This window comes from Photobacterium carnosum (genome assembly GCF_021236965.1).
Lineage (GTDB): Bacteria > Pseudomonadota > Gammaproteobacteria > Enterobacterales > Vibrionaceae > Photobacterium > Photobacterium carnosum.
In genome coordinates this window covers 38162-57831 of record NZ_WMDN01000003.1, presented here as the reverse complement: position 1 = coordinate 57831, position 19670 = coordinate 38162, and the positions used below count along the sequence as shown (strand labels likewise).

Below are 19670 nucleotides of genomic sequence, written 5' to 3'. Positions count from 1 at the left end.
TCACTAAGTACTGATTGATTATTTACCCTTCCTTCCTTTATTTTTCATATCTACAATTAAAAATAAGGGAAGTGAACGTTACTACTTATAATCAAGAATATGGCTTCTCTTTTCCTATTTTGTTCGATGTCATTTAATACCAAATGGGTACCATCATAACCAAAGCCATTTGGGCTCAACAAAATGTCAATCTGGTGATGACTTAGCAGTCCTTTCATTAGGTCATGGTCATAGTGATCATATCGGTGATCTAAATGGCGGTGGTGATAGTAGTTGAAGTGAAATTTATAATATGTAACTAATAAAGTAGCGCAATATGATGAATAGTATCGATACTGTCCTTTATATTAGACAATATAAATAGTTATTATTTATTTTTCTTCATCTTATATTCATGTTTATTTGTTTTGGTTGATATTCTCTCTCGCTGAATCACTCTTAACTCACCCTCTACATTATTATTTTAAATATATTCTAAATATTTAAAATTCAGATTGTAAGATATAAATATCAATTAAAAACAAATAGTTATAACCACTTCTCGCTTAATTACACAGCTTTTTTTAGCTTCATATTAATCAAACATGCTGCACTTAATTAAATGATGTTCATATTAATAAGCTATTGTTATCCATGATTAAATTAATCATTAATTCAACAACTATCTTATTTAAAACCGTTTAATTATCACTGCTCTATTATTTAATATCTCCTTTTTTTTTTCTTATTTATGATAAAGTACACCCTCGCTTAATTGCTAACCAACTTTGCAACCTATTTAAGAATAGAACGAATTAAATGAAAAAAGTTATTTACCTATTTCTATTAATGGTATGCCTTTTACCATTAAATGCATCTGCGCATGTTCTCCATACTGAACGTAAGAATGCAGACATTGTCGCAGATTATGTCTACCAAAAAGCGGATTTAAAAGGCAAGATTGATTACAGCGTGTTCAAAAAAGCATTTATTGCTTACAATAAAACCCGTGGGAAAAAGAAATCTTTATTAACCATTATTGATTACAGTATGCCATCTACTGAAAAAAGATTTTATGTCATTGATTTAAAATCGAATAAATTACTTTACCGTACTTATGTGTCACATGGCGAAAATAGTGGTCGTTTAATGGCTGATGATTTCTCTAACCGTGTTAATTCACATAAAACATCATTAGGTACATTTTTAACCGAAGGTACATACAATGGTGGTAATGGTTATTCATTAAAACTTAATGGGTTAACACGTGGTGAAAATGATAATGCATTAAAACGCTTTATTGTTATTCACGGTGCCAAATATGTTTCAGAATCATTTATAAAGCATAATGGTTACCTTGGTCGCAGTTGGGGCTGTCCGGCTATACCAACCTATTTGACCAAAAAGATTATTGATACAATTAAAGGCGGTAGTGTTATTTTTGCTTACGCTAAATAATCTACCTCTTCTAATAAAAAGCTTTTAGTTGAAGAACTAAAAGCTTTTTTTGTATCTAAGATTTCATAATATTCAAACTCAATATTTGATTGTATGCTCATTAGCATTAGCATTAGCATTAGCATTAGCATTAGCATTAGCATTAGCATTAGCATTAGCATTAGCATTAGCATTAGCATTAGCATTAGCATTAGCATTAGCATTAGCATTAGCATTAGCATTAGCAAAAAAATAACCAACCAAAAGGTAAAATTATGAAAAAGGCATTAGTTATTATAGATTTAATTAATGACATTGTTGATATAAAAGGGAAAATACCAAGCTGTGCTGAACAAGTCAGTACCCACCATATCATCCATAATACAAATATCGCGATTCAATGGGCCAAAGAAAATAATATACCGTGTATTTTTGTCAAAGTTGGTTTTCAGCCTAGTTATCTTGAATTACCTCACCAATCACCAATGTTTGGCAAAGCACAACAATACCGAGCGTTAGAATTAGGCCAATGGGGCACTGAGTTTCACCCTGATTTAAATGTAACTAAACACGATATGGTAATCACAAAATCACGCGTAAACCCTTTCTATAATACGGCACTTGATAGTGTCCTACGTGCCAATACAATAACTGATGTTTACTTTTGTGGCGTAAGTACTTGCTGGGCAATTCAATCCGCCGTTAGAGATGCCCATGATCGTGATTACTGTGTCCATATTATCAGTGATGCTTGTACGTCAGCAACAGAACAAGAGCATCAACGTTCTTTGGCAATGTTGTCAAGAATAGCTACCTTACATCAAGTAAAAACACTTGATATATAAGGATAACCTAATGCTTGAGCAACACTATAGTTCGTGACTTGACCGTGATAAACATTTAAGCCATTGAGTAAATGTTTATTGGTAGAGAATGCAGTTTTATAACCAAGATCAGCTAATTGTAGAATATAAGGTAACGTCGCATTATTAAGTGCAAATGTTGATGTTTTCGCTACAGCACCTGGCATATTAGCAACACAATAATGCACAACATCATCAACAATATAAGTCGGGTTATCATGGGTGGTTGGATATGATGTTTCAATACAGCCACCTTGATCTATTGCGACATCAACAATCGCAGCCCCGGCTTTCATGCGTCGAATCATATCCTTTGTGACAAGTTTTGGCGCTTGTGCACCAGCAACGAGCACACAACCAATCACAAGATCTGCAGCAATAACATATTTTTCAATAGCATCACTGGTTGAATAAATGCAGGTCACAGCCCCAGAAAATAAACGGTCAAGGCGGCGCAATACTTCTACATTTCGGTCAATAATCACCACATTAGCACGTAAGCCTACTGCCATCTGAGCTGCATTCATGCCCACTACACCACCACCAATAATTACCACATTGGCAGGTGCGACACCAGGTACTCCAGCTAATAAAACCCCTCGACCACCTCGTGATTTTTCAAGAGCAAAAGCACCTGCTTGTAATGCCATTCTGCCAGCCACTTCTGACATAGGTGCTAATAATGGTAATTGTCCATTGTCATCAGTTACTGTTTCATAAGCGATGCATACGGCTCCACTATTAATTAAATCTTCTGTCTGTTCTCTATCTGGAGCCAAATGAAGATAAGTAAACAATATTTGATCTTTACGTAATAATCTCCGCTCTTGCCGTTGAGGTTCTTTTACTTTTACTATCATATCGGCTTGTTCAAACACAGCTTGGGCTGATATTACAATTTGTGCGCCAACCGCAATATAATCCTCATCAGTGTAACCAATCCCCTCTCCTGCCTGTGTTTCGACATAAACAGTATGACCATGTAATATTGCTTCTTTTACTGAAGCAGGTACCATACCAACGCGATATTCATGAATCTTGATCTCTTTAGGAATACCAATTTTCATCATTGTACCCTTGTCTATCAACACTCGTCATATATAGACAATAGTTAATAATAATAGATATTTCCTACTATTTTCCCGCTAACAACTCACGTTTAAACTAATGATCAATAGCAAATCAAACAATAATTCACAAAAAACAAGCAAAAAAAAACCGTGATAAAATATCACGGTTTTTTATCACTTCCGATATAAATTAGATGTCATCTTCCCAAGGCATATCAGGTAAAGCGACAAGATTTTCACGATAACGTTTTAAATCAAACTTACCGTCATTTTTCATTACATCAAAAACTTCGATAGATAATGCACAAGCAATCATCTGCACCGCTTCATCACGTGCAGTACCTGTCATCATTAAACGCATCAATGTTTCTTTCACGACTAATGGATTACCGTCAGCTAGCTGATTTTCAACAGTTTCAACCAACATGTCACCCGTCATGATTTCTTCGTTTTCCATCATAAACCTATCTAAGTTATTTCAATCGTGCATAATTTAACATAGCGTATTGTTACTGCAAGATAATTGCTTATTTCACACAGCTGCAGACGATAATTTATCTTTAAATAACGCATCTAGTAATGGTTTTGCCTCAACCATTGAAACAAATGAATGATCAGCATTAATTGCTGTTAATGAAGAATGTCCATTAATCAATAGACAACAAATATCGGCATTTTTTGCTGATTGTAAACCCGTACGGCTATCTTCTATCGCAACAACTTGATAAGGTTGAACCTTCATTGCTTGGCAAGCATGTAAATAAACATCAGGTGACGGTTTATTATTTGCAACTTCATAACCACTGAATACTTGATCAAATAAATCTAGCCAGCCATGTAATTTTAAGACACCTTCAACGTAATCTCGAGGCGCTCCTGTCACAACCGCCATTGGTACTTTACCAGAAAAAGCGTGAAGCACGGCATCAACACCAGGTAAGGCAGGGATCCCTTGCTGACGAATTTTGGTATCAGTCAATGCTTCCATTTCAGTCGTAATAGTGACGATATCTACATTAAGTTGATAACTATCTATAAAATGTTTCGCTATCTTTGGCCACGTAACCCCAGCATAATATTCAATAAAATCTTCTGCCGTTAACGTAACACCATATGTCGCTAAATAGTCACTCCAATTGTTAGCGTGAAACGTTTCAGAATCAACTAACGTACCATCAAAATCAAAAAAAAGAGTTTGCATTGTTTACCAAATAATAATTTCTATATAAAAGAACTGCTTTTATAACATCCTACTTTTACAAATAACAGCTCGCTATTCATCTCACACCACTAGCACTATTACGTGCTTTAAGTATCGTAATCGCATCATCAATCGCTACTGCTGGGCTATAGTAGAAACCTTGAATATAATGACACGACATCTCAGATAAAATATCCAATTGCGCTTGTGTTTCAACACCTTCAGCAACAACCTCAACCTTTAATTTACGACTAAGATCGATAACTAATGAAACTAACATTTGACTCTCTTTACTGTGTTCAATATTAACAATAAAGCTTCGATCAATCTTAATAATATCGGGTTTAATATCAATAATGGCTGCTAATGACGAATAACCCGTGCCAAAATCATCTAATGAAATAGCAATACCGCGTGATCTAAATGCCGCAAGAATATCAATAATATTCTTACCGTCATCAAGGGCTGTTGATTCAGTAATTTCAATCATTATCGCGCTATAGGGTAAGTTATAGTTATTGATCGTTTCAAAAATATATTCTTGATTATGCTGTGAGAATTCTTTCACTGAGTGGTTAATTGAAAAAACAACATCGGTAAAACCACTGCGATGAATACGATCTAAATCAGCACACGCTTTTTCAAAAACTAATTGACCTAACATACCAATTAAACCGTAGCGTTCAGCAATAGGAATAAAGACCCCTGGAGAGATGAAACCCTCTTGATCATCATGCCAACGCGCTAGTGCTTCAAATTTACATACGTTACCGGTTTTATTATCAACAATAGGCTGATAATGGACGATTATCTTTTGAGCATTAATAGCATGCTTTAATTTATCGCGTAATTTTAATTTACGGATATATTCATGTTGTAATTGTTGATCATAAACACAGACACCATTACGCCCTAACCACTTCTGTTCATACATGGCATAATCAGCATTCTTAAGTAAAGCTTGATGTGTCGTACCACTTTCAGGATATGATGATATACCAATACTAATAGTTAAATTTATATCAATACCATTACATTGAATCGGTTGTGACATAATACTTACCAATCTATTGGCAATCCTTTGAGCATAATTAACATCTTGCTCTTTAATTAAGACGGCATATTCATCGCCACCATAACGACAAACAACACTGTACTCACAAAGTGTCGTTCTAAGAATATCAGCTACTTTTTGTAAAACTGTATCCCCAAAATCATGACCATAAAGATCATTAAAAATCTTAAAATCATCAAGATCAATAAATAAAAGTGAACACATTGATGTCGATAATTTATTAGTTGATACGTCATCAATTTGTGCGATGTATTTTTCTACTTTTTCAATAAAATGACGGCGATTCATTAACCCTGTCAAGGTGTCATTATTTGCTAATAGTTTTAATTTCTTTTCAGTTTGCTTTCGAGAACTAATATCATGAAAAACACCAACATAATTAACAGCATTATGATCATCTTCAATTTTATTAATCGTCATTTCTTCAGGATAAACAATACCATCACTACGGCGGTTATTTAATTGCCCTTGCCATGTTCCTGTTGTTTCAAGGCTATGCCACATTTGTTTATAAAAAGCAGTATTATGATAACCGGATGCTAATATACGTGGATTTTCACCAATAATATCAGCATGACAATAGCCTGTTACTTTTTCAAAGGCTTTATTAACTGAAATTATATTATTATCTTTATCGGTTATCACAATACATTCAGACGTATTATCCAAAACTGTTTTAGCAAGGGTTAATTGCTGCTCTGCCACAACAGCATCGGTTATATCAATTAATATACCGACAATGCGGTTGTAACAATTAATACTATTGGATTCAATAATATTACCTTTACAATTAAACCAACGACAATTTTTGTCATTACTTCCTGATTTTAATCTAAATTCAACATCAATTGAGGTTGTATCACCATTACGTAAACTTGAAAAACATTCAATAACCGCTAAACGGTCATCGTTGTGAATCATCATAACCCAATCATATATATTATTAACAGGGGTTTCATTAATACCTAAAATATCCCAAAATTTAGGTGATGTTAATAATACTTGTGTTTCTAAATTATATTCCCATAGACCTTCAGTAACTGCGTTATATGTTACGCTTAATTTATCTGATGCTTGATCTAATTTATTTGAAAGGTAATAAAATTCGGTAATGTCTTGTACAATACCTTTAATTAATGTGGCAGTCCCATTAATGTCACGCAATATATGACAATGCTCACGTAAGTATTTATTTTCACCTTCTGCTAAAACAATACGATAAATAACATTATAACTCATGCTATTGCTATCTAGCATATCACGTCTTAGTTCAAGAATACGGGTACGATCATCAGGATGAATATATTGATTCGTCGTTGTTTCATTAGGTGTAAAACTATCAATTTCACATTGGAATATTCGATAAATTTCTTTACTCCAATAGGCACTACCCGTTGCTATATCTACTTGAAAATTACCAAGCTGAGCTTCTTGCTGGTATTCTTCCATTTCACAAAGTAGTTTTTTTTGTTCTGATAGCACTGCTAAATATTGCACATCAGAACCAAGAATATCACCAAGAACTTGGCACCATTCGCCATACCGTTCTTCAGAAAAAAAATAAGGATGTTCAAATAAACATCCAATAACACCCACAACTTCACTGCTCTCAGAAAAGATAGGTATGCCGAGATAATGTTGTAATGAATAAGAAGTGATTATCTGATTGAATGGGTAGATCTGTGAGATATTATTAGAAAAATAGTAAGGTTTTCCAGAAGATATCATCTTTTCACAAAGAGAATTATTGATTAAATATGTAAATACGGTGTTCGAAAAACGATCATTAATAGAATAAGCTAAAGATGTCGCTTTGTGATGCTTTTGATCAAAATAAGCAATATAACAATGTGTGGGTTTTAATGTTTTATAAACAGTATGCAGTACTTCTTGTATGAACTCGCCACCATAACTGTTTCGTTTTAATGCTTTTAGTGTTGTAACCATAAGTAATCAGTAGCCTAAACAATATATCTGGAAAAATAATTATCTTTAATACTGGAAAAATAATAACTACTTAATATAGCGCATGTTATAGCATAATTAAAGGAAGTAAGTATTGATAATAAACTTTATTTAATATCTTTCAGGTGAATATCACTTTATCACTAAAAACAATAACACAATTAGATTAAATAGACGCCGTTGTTGTACTGTGACGAGGTAACCATAATGATATAATTGTTGTCATCATAATAAAAATAAATGCTATCCATAAACACATCGCTAAACCATATAATTGATATATCATGCCTGAAAGCAATGTTCCGATTAAACGCCCCATGGCGTTAGCCATATAATAAAAACCAACATCTAAACTTACACCATCACCTTTAGCATAACTTACTATTAAATAAGAATGTAATGAGGAATTAATCGCAAAAATAGCACCAAAGATCATTAGACCAATAATAATAATTAATTGCGGATACCAATTAAATTGCAATGCAATAGCTATCACTCCCGTAACCACAGCCAGTATCATTGCCCATCCAAATGCAACTCGACCATCGGGTACTATGCCTTCCGTTTTACCGGTAATTCTTGGGGCAATACTCTGAACCAAGCCATAACCAATGACCCACAACGCTAAAAAACCACCAACCAATATATAATCCCAGCCAAAAACTTGCCCCAAATATAATGGTAATGCAATCACAAACCAAACATCACGCGCACCAAAAAGAAACATTCTGGCCGCAGACAGTATATTTATACTTCTACTTTTTGAGAAAATCTGACTGAATTTTACCTTACTCTTTGCCTTGCCAAGATCTTTATCAAGCCACAATAGGCTACATATAAATACGACGGCAAGCACTCCAGCCATCGCAATAACTGCACCTTGAAAACCAATCAATGCCAGTAACGCCCCTCCTAAGAAAAAGCCGACACCTTTAAGTGCATTTTTTGAACCTGTTAACAGTGCGATCCATTTATATAATGCACCTTGCTGATCATTTGGAACGAGTGTTTTAATCGCACTTTTAGCACTCATCTTATTTAAGTCTTTAGCAATACCTGATAACGCTTGGGCAAACATTACCCATATAACAGTAAGATTTGCGGAAGGTACAGCCAACATTAACAATGCGACAACCTGCATAAACAAACCAATATTCATGGTCTTATTTAAACCCACCCGCGCACCAAGCCAGCCACCAATTAAATTCGTTACCACGCCAAAAAATTCATAAAATAAAAATAATGAGGCAATCTCTAACGGGCTATAACCCAGTTGGTGGAAATGTAAAACCACCAACATTCTTAATGCGCCATCCGTTAGAGTGAAATTCCAATAATTAAATGTCACCAACATATATTGGCGTACATCATTGGGTAACTGGCTCAGCTTTGCTAACATAAAAATACTCTCTAACTTATTATCACTTTTTATTATTAGCTGATTAACAACCAACTTTACGAATTAATTCTGCTGTCCGTGTGGCATAACCCATTTCATTGTCATACCACGCATAAATTTTTACCATACGATGATTTACAACCATGGTTGATAGCGCATCAATAATAGTTGATCGTTGATCACCGCGATAGTCAATCGACACCAATGGGCGGGCCTCAAAGCCTAAAATACCACTCAGTTCCGTTTCTGATGCAGCTTTCAATAATTGATTAACTTCATCAATAGAAGTATCACGCTCAACATCAAAAATAATATCCGTCAATGATGCGTTTGCCAATGGTACACGCACCGCATGACCATCAATTTTCCCAGCTAACTCTGGAAAGATTTCCACAATGGCTTTAGCTGAACCCGTTGTTGTTGGAATTAAACTCATACCACATGCACGAGCACGACGAAGATCTTTATGCGGCGCATCTAGGATAGTTTGTGTATTGGTTAAATTATGGATAGTAGTAAACGATGCTTGCTTGATACCAAGATGTTCGTGGATCACTTTAACAACGGGCGCAATACAATTGGTAGTACAAGATGCGGCAGTAACAATACGGTGTTTTTTAGCATCAAATAAATGATCGTTAACCCCGACCACAATATTTAATACTCCCTCGGCTTTTACTGGCGCAGAAACCACTACCCGCTTTACGCCTTGCTGTAAATATTGATTAAGGTATTGAGTATCACGGTGAACACCTGTGGCTTCTAATACAACATCACAACCAGACCAATCGACATCAGCAATCTGTTGTTGCTGACAATAACGAATTGCATGACCATTAATCATCATTTTGCCATTATCAACAGTCACAGCATGTCCCCAACGCCCTTGAATCGAATCAAATTCAAGTAAATGGGACAAGGTATTAACATCACCTGCAACATCATTAATTAAGACAAATTCAATCTCAGGCCAGTCAAATGCACCACGTAATACTAAGCGGCCAATACGACCAAATCCATTAATCCCTACTTTAATAGTCATGATTCTTCCTTACCTTGTTAATAATAAATATACGAATATCCATATATATGGAAAATCAAATATATCAGCCACAAGAAAAGAAATAAACCTTTTTTGCCTAAAATACGTTCAACAAGCTTCAATAACAAAAAACCCCGCATCTGCGAGGTTTCGTAATAAATTATTATTGATAGTAATTAGTACTTAGCGTCATCATTCCACGGCTTTATATTCTAACGCAGTTAACACTACCGTTGCTCCCGCCGCTTTTAATTGACGCAAGCTCGTTATCGTATTAACCCCTTTTGTTCCAGGGCATAGTGTTAATAATAAGCCACCTTTGGTAGAGGCTGCTTCATTTAATGATAATGTCCAAACAGGATGTAGATTATCCATAAAGTAACAATTCCTATTCTGCTATAGCATTAATAAATTGATGGTGGTTTCTTCCTGTTTTTTATTGCACTTAAACGTATTTTTTCTTGATTAATCAATGCAGGTTGACCATTACGTACCGTATCAAATGTATGGCGGATCCATACTGGTAAATCGGAAGAGAAATGATAAAAAATCCACACCCCTTCACGTTGATCTTGTAATACACCACTATCACGTAATAAGGCTAAATGACGAGAAACTTTCGGTTGGCTAACCTGTAACGCTTTCGTCAAATCCCCTACAGATAAAACGACTTCATCATGAATTAACATTAAAATACGTAATCGTAATGGATCACTCATTATTTTAAATAACTCAACCGCACCAATAGTGTCAGATTGATTATCACCATTAAGCATTAAAAATAACGCGATCTTGGCTTTTAAACCATCAAAGACATCATAGAAACCTTGAGAGCCGGACTCTGGCTTAGGATCTTTAAAATCCCAATGTATTAATGCGTCAGAATCAGGGAAAAGAGCACATTCTTTACTGGCTTTATCACACAACGTTATCACGACATCGAAATGTCGATGTTGTAAACTCGATGCCAATACACTGGTTAAATTATCGGAATTAATATGATGATAATTGAGTACTTCATAAACTCGTGAATCAACGCTTTCTGGCGCCATTCCTGCACTCATAATTTCAAATTGACCAATTGCGGTTTCACTGTCTCGACACATATGACGCATTAATGCTTCAGCAAGTTGCGATCGTGCAGAGTTACCGGTACAAAGAAACAAAATACGTTTCACAGTAAAAACCTTATTAATTATCATTGAAACATTAGAATATACGATAAAACATATATGACAAGTTCAAGTAATAAAAAATATATCTTTGAATTCTAACGAGCTATATCTAATTGATGACCACTGACGCCATTGGTTCTAAACCAACCAGCAATACTAAATCGTTGTTGTGTCACGGGAAGTACTTCATGCGGAAACAGTTCAGATAAAAAAACGACTAATCTGCCTGCTTTTGGATCTAATGTTGCTAATTCATTATCGTCGAGATCATACATTTTAAGACAACCACCATGTCCTGGCTGCCAATCATCATTTAAATAAAAGACCGTTGTTAATTTACGGTTCTCTTGACCACGAAAACAATCTAAATGCTTTTGATAAAAGTCACCTTGTTCATATTTGGAAAAATGTGCTTCATATTCAAATAAACCCAAGAAAAAATGACGATTTACTTCGACTCGAATATCATTCATTTGCTGTAAAAAATCAGTAACTGGTGGCCCCATATCTGAAGATAACCACTGAATTTTATCACTTCTAATTGCTTTTTTAGTCAGATATGTCTCATTACGACCGATCCCTGCTTGACTCCAATCTGCGGGAATACAGGCTTTCAGTTCACTGACTTTATCTTGAGTTAAGAAATCATCCCAAACAAACCACCCTTGGGTAAATAATGCATCAATAAGCTTGCCGTTGTTCATAGTCGTTCCAATATTAAATAAAAAAACGTTATAAGGGCAGACACACTTTACGACAAATCATAAAAATCATCATAACTATGAAATTTTCTACTCAAATTAACAATGACGTATACAATATTAGATTCAGTAGTTGATTAATCTAATCAAATAGTGACTAATGCCACATAGACATAATATTTATTAAATACTCATCACGTATTAAATAAATAATTTTGATAAAAACATTAATTTACTGATTTAAATGTATGGGAAATCGTTGTTATGAGCGATAAAAAACACGGATTATTATTGGCTTTTATTGGCATAATGATATTAAGCTTTGATAGTTTATTCGTTAAACTATCAAATTCTACTGCATGGAATGTACTTTTTTGGCGTGGTGCGTTTCAATGTATCGTATTGGTGATTGTTCAACTATTTTATAATCGTAAGAAATTTATAACTGAAATCTCACACCCATCTTTATCTCTTTTAGGCTTAGGATTTATTTTTGCAGCTTCAACCGTCTGCTTTATTGAATCGCTACATTATACTCAAGTAGCAAGTACCCTTGTTATTATCAATACCGCACCGTTTTTTACCGCTATTTTAGGTTTTTTAATCTTAAAAGAGAAACTGAAATGGCCAACATTACTTGCTATTGGTATCGCTACCAGTGGTATTTGGATTATCTTTGCGTTTGCGCCAGCTGGCGGTCAATGGGTAGGCAATGTATTAGCATTGGTTACGGCATTAGCAACCGCTATCTATTTAGTCGCCATGCGTAAAACGAAAGGGGAACAAGCCGCTAATATTCTGATTATAGCTGGCTTTATGATTGCGGTGTTCGCTTATATTAAAGGTGCTCAACCCTTTTCGTTATCCCATCTCCAAATGTTATATTTATTGGTATTAGGTGGTATTGTTGTACCCGGCTCTTATCTGTGTATTTCAAAATCTGCAGCCTATATTCCAGCCGCTCAAACAAGCTTAATTTTGCTAATGGAAATTCTATTAGGCCCACTATACGTATTTTTAGTGATTGGCGAGCAACCATCAATAAACGATATTTTAGGCGGAGCTATAATATTAATTACATTAGGGCTTTATACTGTGTGGGATCTTAAACAATCTGCGTAAAATATAACACCTAATAAAATTACCGCCGTTCGTATTTACAACGGCGATAATCCATCAATCATGTTAAATATTATTTAGCGCTTACACGTAAATTATTTTTATTATCACGATTTTGGCGAATATGTTCATCACTCTGGATAATATTTTCTTGTTTAGCAAGACGGTCATATAAAACAACATTAACGGATGCTGCTAAGTTCATACAACCAACCGTGGGTACATAAACAACATGGTCGGCTCTGTTTGCTACGTCTTGTGAAATGGAACCATCTTCAGGACCAAAAATATAAATCGCTTTGTCTGGATGCTGAAAATGAGGCAATAATGTTGCTCCCTCAGCAAAATCAACACAAACAATCTTCATATCTTTCGGCAAATTATCAAGCATAGATTCAACACCAGATAATGGAATTGTCTGTGCCATTTTCTTAGTATCTGTCTGAAATTTTGCGGCTTTATCGTAACGGGTTCCCGTATAAATAACAGCATCTGCTTTATAACAACCAGCAGCTCTGAGTACAGCACCGATATTGGTTGGACTTTTAGGATTACTTAATCCAATGATTACTGATGCATCTTTCATGTCAGGAATACCTTATTGTTTAGATTAACAACAAATATAAATAAAGATGTCATTATACTAAAATAGTAACTTTGCAGAAAGAAGTAACCAAACTTAACGTTACCGTCAGACCCATAAGCAAAAAAGCCTCACTCTTTTGAATGAAGCTTCTTCTTTAAATAATCGCTGTTGAAATTCTATACTAAAAAATTAACTCAACGTCGATAATCACTATAATCAATAAGAATTAATTTACGTTATTATCCGCTAAATGATGACATAACCAACCTAACGATAAATCTTCAATGGCTTGCTGTATCGATGCATCTATCTTTTGCGCTTCATCGCCATTATACATATCAAGAATAGTAGTAAAAAATGGCATATATGGCATTGTGGATATATACACTTTATTATCATCAGCAGCAGCGATCACTTCAATATCATAGGCATTTAAATGACGTGAGTCTTCAGATGTGATGTGTACTAAATTAAAACGAATGATACTGGCATCTTTCAAATCAACGGTCGCACGATACCCTATTCGATTTTCATCATCGATCAAATGATAGCCCCCATCAGTAAGCGCTATCCCTTTTTCAATCAGCATCGCTAATGTATCCGCTCGCTCAGAAGAGACGTCCATTACCAATGCTGATTCTTCTGAAAAATCATCAATAGAACCATCTTCAAGATCATCATCAAATATAGATCGGGTGTAGGTTGTTACGACATGATCTAGCATGCTTGCAATCCTAATGTTTAGTATAAATAAATTTATCAAGTAGATAATGGTTATACTGGATTACATTTTATCTGCAACACAAATTATAAAATCCAGTAATAAACACTCTAATTCTTCTCTATTCATTGTTTTAATATACACCTTGATTTAAAAGAATTACGGATAGTATTTTTGTTTCATTCTAAGCGCGACATTAACCAAAGCAATTAACACTGGCACTTCAACTAAAGGACCAATTACCCCTGCGAATGCTTGATCTGAACTCAATCCAAACACTGAGATAGACACTGCAATCGCTAATTCAAAATTGTTGCCTGTGGCTGTAAAAGCAATAGAGGCATTCTTGTCATAAGGAATACCCATTTTCTTACCAACAAAAAAGCTAATAAAAAACATTAGAACAAAGTAAATAACCAGTGGCACAGCAACACGGAAAACATCCATTGGTAAGGCTAAAATCATATCGCCTTTAAGGCTAAACATCAGCACAATCGTAGCGAGTAATGCAATTAACGTAATAGGTGAAATATGTGGAATAAACACCTCGTTGTACCATTGATCTCCTTTTTTAGCGACCAACCATTTACGACTAATAAAACCCGCAAGGAAAGGAATACCAAGATAAATAAGAACACTTTCTGCAATATCTATAATAGATATATTAATAGCAAAACCTTGATAACCAAATAGTGGTGGTAATACCGTAATAAACAACCACGCCATAACACTGTAAGTCAGAATTTGAAATGCGCTGTTTAATGCAACCAATGTAGCGCCATACTCTTTATTACCGCCTCCAATATCATTCCAGACTAATACCATCGCAATACAACGAGCCAAGCCGATAAGAATAATCCCCACCATGTAACCGGGATGATCACCAAGGAAGGTTAATGCTAAAACAAACATTAAAATAGGGCCAACAATCCAATTCATAACCAAAGATAACGTAAGGGCTTGTTTATCTTTGGTTACTTTTCCCATTAATCCATAATTTACTTTTGCAAGAGGAGGATACATCATTAAAATCAAACCAATCGCCAACGGAACATTGGTTGTTCCAACCGACATCGCTTGATTCCACTGAGACACTTCAGGAAAAATAGCGCCGATCCCCACCCCAATGATCATTGCAGCAAAAATCCATACCGTTAAGTAACGATCAAGAAACTGCATTTTATTATTTGGGCTATTTAAAACCTTTGTTGTCATAGTAACCTTCCAATATTTATTATTTACAACAATTAATCGTTAATCGTCGAATGACGATTAATTGTTATGAAAAAATCCAATCTTGTCTATAAAGTACTTAATAAAATATTAAGACAAGAAATCTGAAAATTTAGCGTTAAATGTATTTAGTGCTTCACGGTTAATGCGGTAACACACTTTAGGTGGGTTTGGTTCAGCTTTAATAAAATTAGCTTGTTTTAGTATCCGTAAATGCTCAGAAACTGTTGATTGCGCTAATCCTAACTCAGACACTAGATCACTGTTTAAACAGCTATCCATCGCATCTAAGGTATGAAGAATGTGAAGAATACGCAAACGTGCAGGATGTGATAATACTTTAGCTTGTGCTGCTAATGTTTGTTCTGTCTTTAGTTGTTGATCTGTTGCCGCAAAAGATATTTGGCAAGAATCAGGACATTTGGTCATTATTTTATCACACCATCTCGTTAATCGTCGATTAACGATACTTCATATTGAAGAACAGTGCAATTATCAATTTTTAGATAAGGCGAATAAAAAGCCTCAATCTTTCAATTGAGGCATTAATTACTTAAATAAGAATAATATTTCACCAATAATTAGAACGAACTTAATTGAACCAACCACTATTAGCATCTTCTTTAGCTCGACCTTCTGACTCCATCAAATTTTGAGTGCCTTTTGATACATTTCTTGTAGCATCAGCTTCAGATTGCAATATATCAGTTTTGGCTTTTTGTCTGTTAAGTTCTACATCAATAAAATCATTTTCTCTAGCTGCTCTTGCTGATTCTTTTTGAATAGCTATCATTTTACTTTTAAACTCAAGATCTCGTAATTTATCTTGATATTCTTGATCTCGATATTTATCCGCTAAACGTTCAGCTACCTTTTCTTGATGCAGAGCATCTAATCGTTTTTGCTTTTCTAGTGCCTTTTTATGTCTTAATCTCGCCGATTGTTCTGCTTGCTTTCTTTTTTGAGAAACAATACGAGCCAATTTAGCTCGGTGTTTTGCTTCTATTTTATCCTGCCGTATTTGTTCTGCTTTTATATTTGAAATCCCAATACTTTCTGCTTGATGAATTGCAGATAATTGAGATTGTAATGTATCAGCATTAGCCATTGAAAAAGGTAAAATACAAAATGTGCAAAGAAATATTATCACTTTCTTCATAGCTTAACTTTCCTTACATACTGAGTTAGGCTGAACTCGAGTCTCATTAGCTTGAGTTGATATAACTAAAGCAACACCGGGTTTAAACTCGCAAGCTTGCCCTACTTGAGTCGACGTATAAATTTTATTATTTTCAGAATATGTTAAAGAAACAGCATCGACCATTACTTTATCGGAAACAAGCATACTACTAGCACCTCCTGTGACCCCCCCCAAGACACCACCTACAAGTGTTTCTCCCTGATTATTGCCAATAAACGCTCCAGCAATACTACCTAAAAATCCCCCAACCGCAGCCACGTCTTTTTTAGCTTCTTTATTATCAACCTGCACCTTTGCTGGAGTAACAGCTATAATGTTGATAGTTTTTGCTTCTTGTTTTTGATTCAAGGCACTAACTTGATAAGTTGATGCTTTATATTGTTCCCCTGTTACTCCGCAACCACTTAGAATAACAGCCGATAATAAAGATAAAGCGATTATTTTTTTCATTTCTCACACCATAATTAAACGCAAACAGTTGCTATAAAACAAAGCACCTAGTGTTGGTATATTGCGCCTAATTTATATATTTGTTAATACCCAAAAGGCATATTGCTCGTATTTTAATATTTTTTGAGTTTATATAAAAAGAATAACTGCATATATATTTATAATATGAACGACATTAAACAAATCCCTACAATAAACTATATATCCCCGACCTTATTCGCTATGTCTCATAATGTGATAATAAAATAAAAATTTCATAAACGCTTATTTTTAACGAGAGACACTTGAATACACAAGATTATGTTGGAATTTGCAGGACAGTAATCGGCTATGGATTTTCAACATGACCGGATATCAGCAGGAACAGCCGTTTTACTAAGGGGTTTTAACAGAATAGGACAGGAAGTTGACCAGAAAAAGACAGGGCTACGTTTTTGATTAGGCTAGAAACAACAAAGCCCCAGCGTGAGCTGAGGCTTTATTATTTGAATTGGTGCCCGAGGTCGGACTTGAACCGACACTCCCGAAGGAAACGGATTTTGAATCCGTCGTGTATACCAATTTCACCACTCGGGCTTTATTCTCATAAAGAGAATGGAGGCGCGTCCCGGAGTCGAACCGAGGTACACGGATTTGCAATCCGCTGCATAACCACTCTGCCAACGCGCCAACGTTACTAGGAATTCTCCTAGCCTGTTGTTAATTGTTTAACAACGTAATAGATGGTGCCCCGGGCCGGACTTGAACCGGCACAGCGCGAACGCCGAGGGATTTTAAATCCCTTGTGTCTACCAATTCCACCACCAGGGCACGCAATTTCTTGCGATGGGTAAGACACCATCTGTAAATACTGCCTAAGCCGTATTCTTTAATTTGGAGCGACACATCGGGTTCGAACCGATGACCTCAACCTTGGCAAGGTTGCGCTCTACCAACTGAGCTAGTGTCGCATTTTATTCTCAAAGAGAATAGAGGTGTATTCTGAAGAGGTACGCAGACTTGTAACCCACTACATAGCTACTCTACCAATACGCCAATATTACTAGGATTTCCTAGCCTGTTGTTAATTGCTTAACAACGTAATAGATGGTGCCCCGGGCCGGACTTGAACCGGCACAGCGCGAACGCCGAGGGATTTTAAATCCCTTGTGTCTACCAATTCCACCACCAGGGCACGCAATTTCTTGCGATGGGTAAGACACCATCTGTAAATACCGCCTAAGCCGTATTCTTTAATTTGGAGCGACACATCGGGTTCGAACCGATGACCTCAACCTTGGCAAGGTTGCGCTCTACCAACTGAGCTAGTGTCGCATTTTATTCTCAAAAGAGAATGGAGGCGCGTCCCGGAGTCGAACCGAGGTACACGGATTTGCAATCCGCTGCATAGCCACTCTGCCAACGCGCCAACGTTACTAGGAATTCCCCTAGCCTGTTGTTAATTGCTCAACAACGTAATAGATGGTGCCCCGGGCCGGACTTGAACCGGCACAGCGCGAACGCCGAGGGATTTTAAATCCCTTGTGTCTACCAATTCCACCACCAGGGCACGCAATTTCTTGCGATGGGTAAGACACCATCTGTAAATACCGCCTAAGCCGTATTCTTTAATTTGGAGCGACACATCGGGTTCGAACCGATGACCTCAACCTTGGCAAGGTTGCGCTCTACCAACTGAGCTAGTGTCGCATTTTATTCTCAAAAGAGAATGGAGGCGCGTCCCGGAGTCGAACCGAGGTACACGGATTTGCAATCCGCTGCATAGCCACTCTGCCAACGCGCCAACGTTACTAGGAATTACCCTAGCCTGTTATTAATTACTTAACAACGTAATAGATGGTGCCCCGGGCCGGACTTGAACCGGCACAGCGCGAACGCCGAGGGATTTTAAATCCCTTGTGTCTACCAATTCCACCACCAGGGCACGCAATTTCTTGCGATGGGTAAGACACCATCTGTAAATACCGCCTAAGCCGTATTCTTTAATTTGGAGCGACACATCGGGTTCGAACCGATGACCTCAACCTTGGCAAGGTTGCGCTCTACCAACTGAGCTAGTGTCGCATATTCTCAAAGAGAATGGAGGCGCGTCCCGGAGTCGAACCGAGGTACGCGGATTTGCAATCCGATGCATAGCCACTCTGCCAACGCGCCATATCGTAAAGAATTATATTCCGTACTAACCTCAGTGAGTCACCCCGCTGAGGTATGTGATGTAATTTACTGATTTTACGGGCTGAGTCAACGAAAAATTATGACTTTTTATTTAAGTGGTCATTTTCCGTTACATCCACCTAAAAATCAGCCCATTTCTGATCAAAAACCACCCGCATCAAAATAACCATTCTAAATTAAAAGATTATCATCTTTTGTTAGCTGTCATTCCTTTGTTATAACTAGGCACTGAGATTTACTTTACGTTCACTTAAATTTCATATTGTTATTCACACATT

Annotated in this window: 19 protein-coding genes and 13 tRNA genes; 4 read left to right on the top strand and 28 right to left on the bottom strand. The window is 36.1% G+C overall.

Annotated elements, in window-relative coordinates:
• Positions 1 to 798 precede the first annotated feature (798 nt).
• The 3 genes from GLP24_RS03850 to GLP24_RS03840 are packed head-to-tail and all read left to right on the top strand — an operon-like array spanning position 799 to position 2261.
• Positions 799 to 1437, top strand: a complete 639-nt coding sequence (locus tag GLP24_RS03850; protein ID WP_101768933.1) for a murein L,D-transpeptidase catalytic domain family protein — start codon at positions 799 to 801, stop codon at positions 1435 to 1437.
• 49 nt (positions 1438 to 1486) lie between these two features.
• Positions 1487 to 1672, top strand: coding sequence for a hypothetical protein (locus GLP24_RS03845; protein ID WP_232615548.1), 186 nt, complete (start codon positions 1487 to 1489; stop codon positions 1670 to 1672).
• 19 nt (positions 1673 to 1691) lie between these two features.
• The gene (locus tag GLP24_RS03840) at positions 1692 to 2261 is read left to right on the top strand and encodes a cysteine hydrolase family protein (RefSeq protein WP_101768932.1); all 570 of its coding nucleotides are present in this window, start codon (positions 1692 to 1694) and stop codon (positions 2259 to 2261) included.
• Here GLP24_RS03840 and ald read toward each other — a convergent pair.
• The 9 genes from ald to GLP24_RS03795 all read right to left on the bottom strand — a co-directional run bounded on the left by ald (position 2237) and on the right by GLP24_RS03795 (position 11910).
• Positions 2237 to 3346 carry an alanine dehydrogenase gene (gene ald, locus GLP24_RS03835; RefSeq protein ID WP_101768931.1) on the bottom strand — a complete coding sequence of 370 codons (1110 nt, stop codon included), beginning with the start codon at positions 3344 to 3346 and terminating at the stop codon, positions 2237 to 2239. The genes GLP24_RS03840 and ald overlap by 25 nt on opposite strands.
• Before the next feature lie 193 nt (positions 3347 to 3539).
• Positions 3540 to 3806: a hypothetical protein gene (locus GLP24_RS03830; protein ID WP_036794193.1), complete on the bottom strand. Its 267-nt coding sequence runs from the start codon at positions 3804 to 3806 to the stop codon at positions 3540 to 3542.
• Between the two features lie 75 nt (positions 3807 to 3881).
• Complete coding sequence (locus GLP24_RS03825; RefSeq protein WP_232575475.1) at positions 3882 to 4550, bottom strand: HAD family hydrolase; 669 nt, start codon at positions 4548 to 4550, stop codon at positions 3882 to 3884.
• Positions 4551 to 4626: 76 nt separating this feature from the next.
• The gene (locus GLP24_RS03820; protein WP_232615547.1) at positions 4627 to 7572 is read right to left on the bottom strand and encodes a bifunctional diguanylate cyclase/phosphodiesterase; all 2946 of its coding nucleotides are present in this window, start codon (positions 7570 to 7572) and stop codon (positions 4627 to 4629) included.
• A gap of 184 nt (positions 7573 to 7756) precedes the next feature.
• Positions 7757 to 8989, bottom strand: coding sequence for an organoarsenical effux MFS transporter ArsJ (gene arsJ, locus GLP24_RS03815; protein WP_152652542.1), 1233 nt, complete (start codon positions 8987 to 8989; stop codon positions 7757 to 7759).
• Positions 8990 to 9032: 43 nt separating this feature from the next.
• Complete coding sequence (locus GLP24_RS03810) at positions 9033 to 10031, bottom strand: ArsJ-associated glyceraldehyde-3-phosphate dehydrogenase (RefSeq protein ID WP_232615546.1); 999 nt, start codon at positions 10029 to 10031, stop codon at positions 9033 to 9035.
• Between the two features lie 192 nt (positions 10032 to 10223).
• On the bottom strand, positions 10224 to 10406 hold the full coding sequence (locus tag GLP24_RS03805; protein ID WP_232615545.1) for a protein-tyrosine phosphatase family protein: 183 nt from the start codon (positions 10404 to 10406) through the stop codon (positions 10224 to 10226).
• A gap of 29 nt (positions 10407 to 10435) precedes the next feature.
• Entirely contained in the window at positions 10436 to 11209 is a 774-nt protein-coding gene (locus GLP24_RS03800; protein ID WP_232615544.1) for a metalloregulator ArsR/SmtB family transcription factor, read from the bottom strand.
• A 92-nt stretch (positions 11210 to 11301) separates the two neighbouring features.
• A complete protein-coding gene (locus GLP24_RS03795) occupies positions 11302 to 11910 on the bottom strand; it encodes a 2OG-Fe(II) oxygenase (protein WP_101768924.1) in 609 nt (202 codons plus the stop codon).
• Positions 11911 to 12171: 261 nt separating this feature from the next.
• Between GLP24_RS03795 and GLP24_RS03790 the strand changes: the two genes are divergently transcribed.
• Positions 12172 to 13029, top strand: a complete 858-nt coding sequence (locus tag GLP24_RS03790; RefSeq protein ID WP_152652540.1) for a DMT family transporter — start codon at positions 12172 to 12174, stop codon at positions 13027 to 13029.
• Positions 13030 to 13099: 70 nt separating this feature from the next.
• Here the strand turns inward: GLP24_RS03790 and GLP24_RS03785 are convergent, their stop codons facing one another.
• The 19 genes from GLP24_RS03785 to GLP24_RS03695 all read right to left on the bottom strand — a co-directional run bounded on the left by GLP24_RS03785 (position 13100) and on the right by GLP24_RS03695 (position 19371).
• Positions 13100 to 13612, bottom strand: coding sequence for an RNA methyltransferase (locus GLP24_RS03785; RefSeq protein ID WP_101768922.1), 513 nt, complete (start codon positions 13610 to 13612; stop codon positions 13100 to 13102).
• 226 nt (positions 13613 to 13838) lie between these two features.
• On the bottom strand, positions 13839 to 14336 hold the full coding sequence (locus GLP24_RS03780; RefSeq protein WP_101768921.1) for a hypothetical protein: 498 nt from the start codon (positions 14334 to 14336) through the stop codon (positions 13839 to 13841).
• 156 nt (positions 14337 to 14492) lie between these two features.
• Positions 14493 to 15548, bottom strand: a complete 1056-nt coding sequence (gene arsB / locus GLP24_RS03775; protein WP_101768920.1) for an ACR3 family arsenite efflux transporter — start codon at positions 15546 to 15548, stop codon at positions 14493 to 14495.
• A gap of 108 nt (positions 15549 to 15656) precedes the next feature.
• Complete coding sequence (locus GLP24_RS03770; protein ID WP_232615639.1) at positions 15657 to 15998, bottom strand: ArsR/SmtB family transcription factor; 342 nt, start codon at positions 15996 to 15998, stop codon at positions 15657 to 15659.
• 160 nt (positions 15999 to 16158) lie between these two features.
• The gene (locus GLP24_RS03765; protein WP_232602470.1) at positions 16159 to 16725 is read right to left on the bottom strand and encodes a DUF5384 family protein; all 567 of its coding nucleotides are present in this window, start codon (positions 16723 to 16725) and stop codon (positions 16159 to 16161) included.
• Positions 16726 to 16728: 3 nt separating this feature from the next.
• On the bottom strand, positions 16729 to 17217 hold the full coding sequence (locus tag GLP24_RS03760) for a hypothetical protein (RefSeq protein ID WP_101768917.1): 489 nt from the start codon (positions 17215 to 17217) through the stop codon (positions 16729 to 16731).
• Positions 17218 to 17708: 491 nt separating this feature from the next.
• Positions 17709 to 17793: transfer RNA gene (locus GLP24_RS03755), tRNA-Leu, on the bottom strand.
• Between the two features lie 19 nt (positions 17794 to 17812).
• Positions 17813 to 17886: transfer RNA gene (locus GLP24_RS03750), tRNA-Cys, on the bottom strand.
• A gap of 54 nt (positions 17887 to 17940) precedes the next feature.
• A tRNA-Leu gene (locus GLP24_RS03745) sits at positions 17941 to 18027 on the bottom strand.
• A gap of 64 nt (positions 18028 to 18091) precedes the next feature.
• Positions 18092 to 18167: transfer RNA gene (locus GLP24_RS03740), tRNA-Gly, on the bottom strand.
• A 137-nt stretch (positions 18168 to 18304) separates the two neighbouring features.
• Positions 18305 to 18391, bottom strand: a tRNA-Leu gene (locus tag GLP24_RS03735).
• A 64-nt stretch (positions 18392 to 18455) separates the two neighbouring features.
• Positions 18456 to 18531 (bottom strand) — tRNA-Gly (locus tag GLP24_RS03730).
• Positions 18532 to 18551: 20 nt separating this feature from the next.
• Positions 18552 to 18625: transfer RNA gene (locus GLP24_RS03725), tRNA-Cys, on the bottom strand.
• Between the two features lie 54 nt (positions 18626 to 18679).
• Positions 18680 to 18766 (bottom strand) — tRNA-Leu (locus GLP24_RS03720).
• 64 nt (positions 18767 to 18830) lie between these two features.
• A tRNA-Gly gene (locus GLP24_RS03715) sits at positions 18831 to 18906 on the bottom strand.
• Positions 18907 to 18926: 20 nt separating this feature from the next.
• Positions 18927 to 19000: transfer RNA gene (locus tag GLP24_RS03710), tRNA-Cys, on the bottom strand.
• Positions 19001 to 19054: 54 nt separating this feature from the next.
• Positions 19055 to 19141: transfer RNA gene (locus tag GLP24_RS03705), tRNA-Leu, on the bottom strand.
• 64 nt (positions 19142 to 19205) lie between these two features.
• Positions 19206 to 19281, bottom strand: a tRNA-Gly gene (locus tag GLP24_RS03700).
• 16 nt (positions 19282 to 19297) lie between these two features.
• Positions 19298 to 19371, bottom strand: a tRNA-Cys gene (locus GLP24_RS03695).
• Positions 19372 to 19670: the final 299 nt, after the last annotated feature.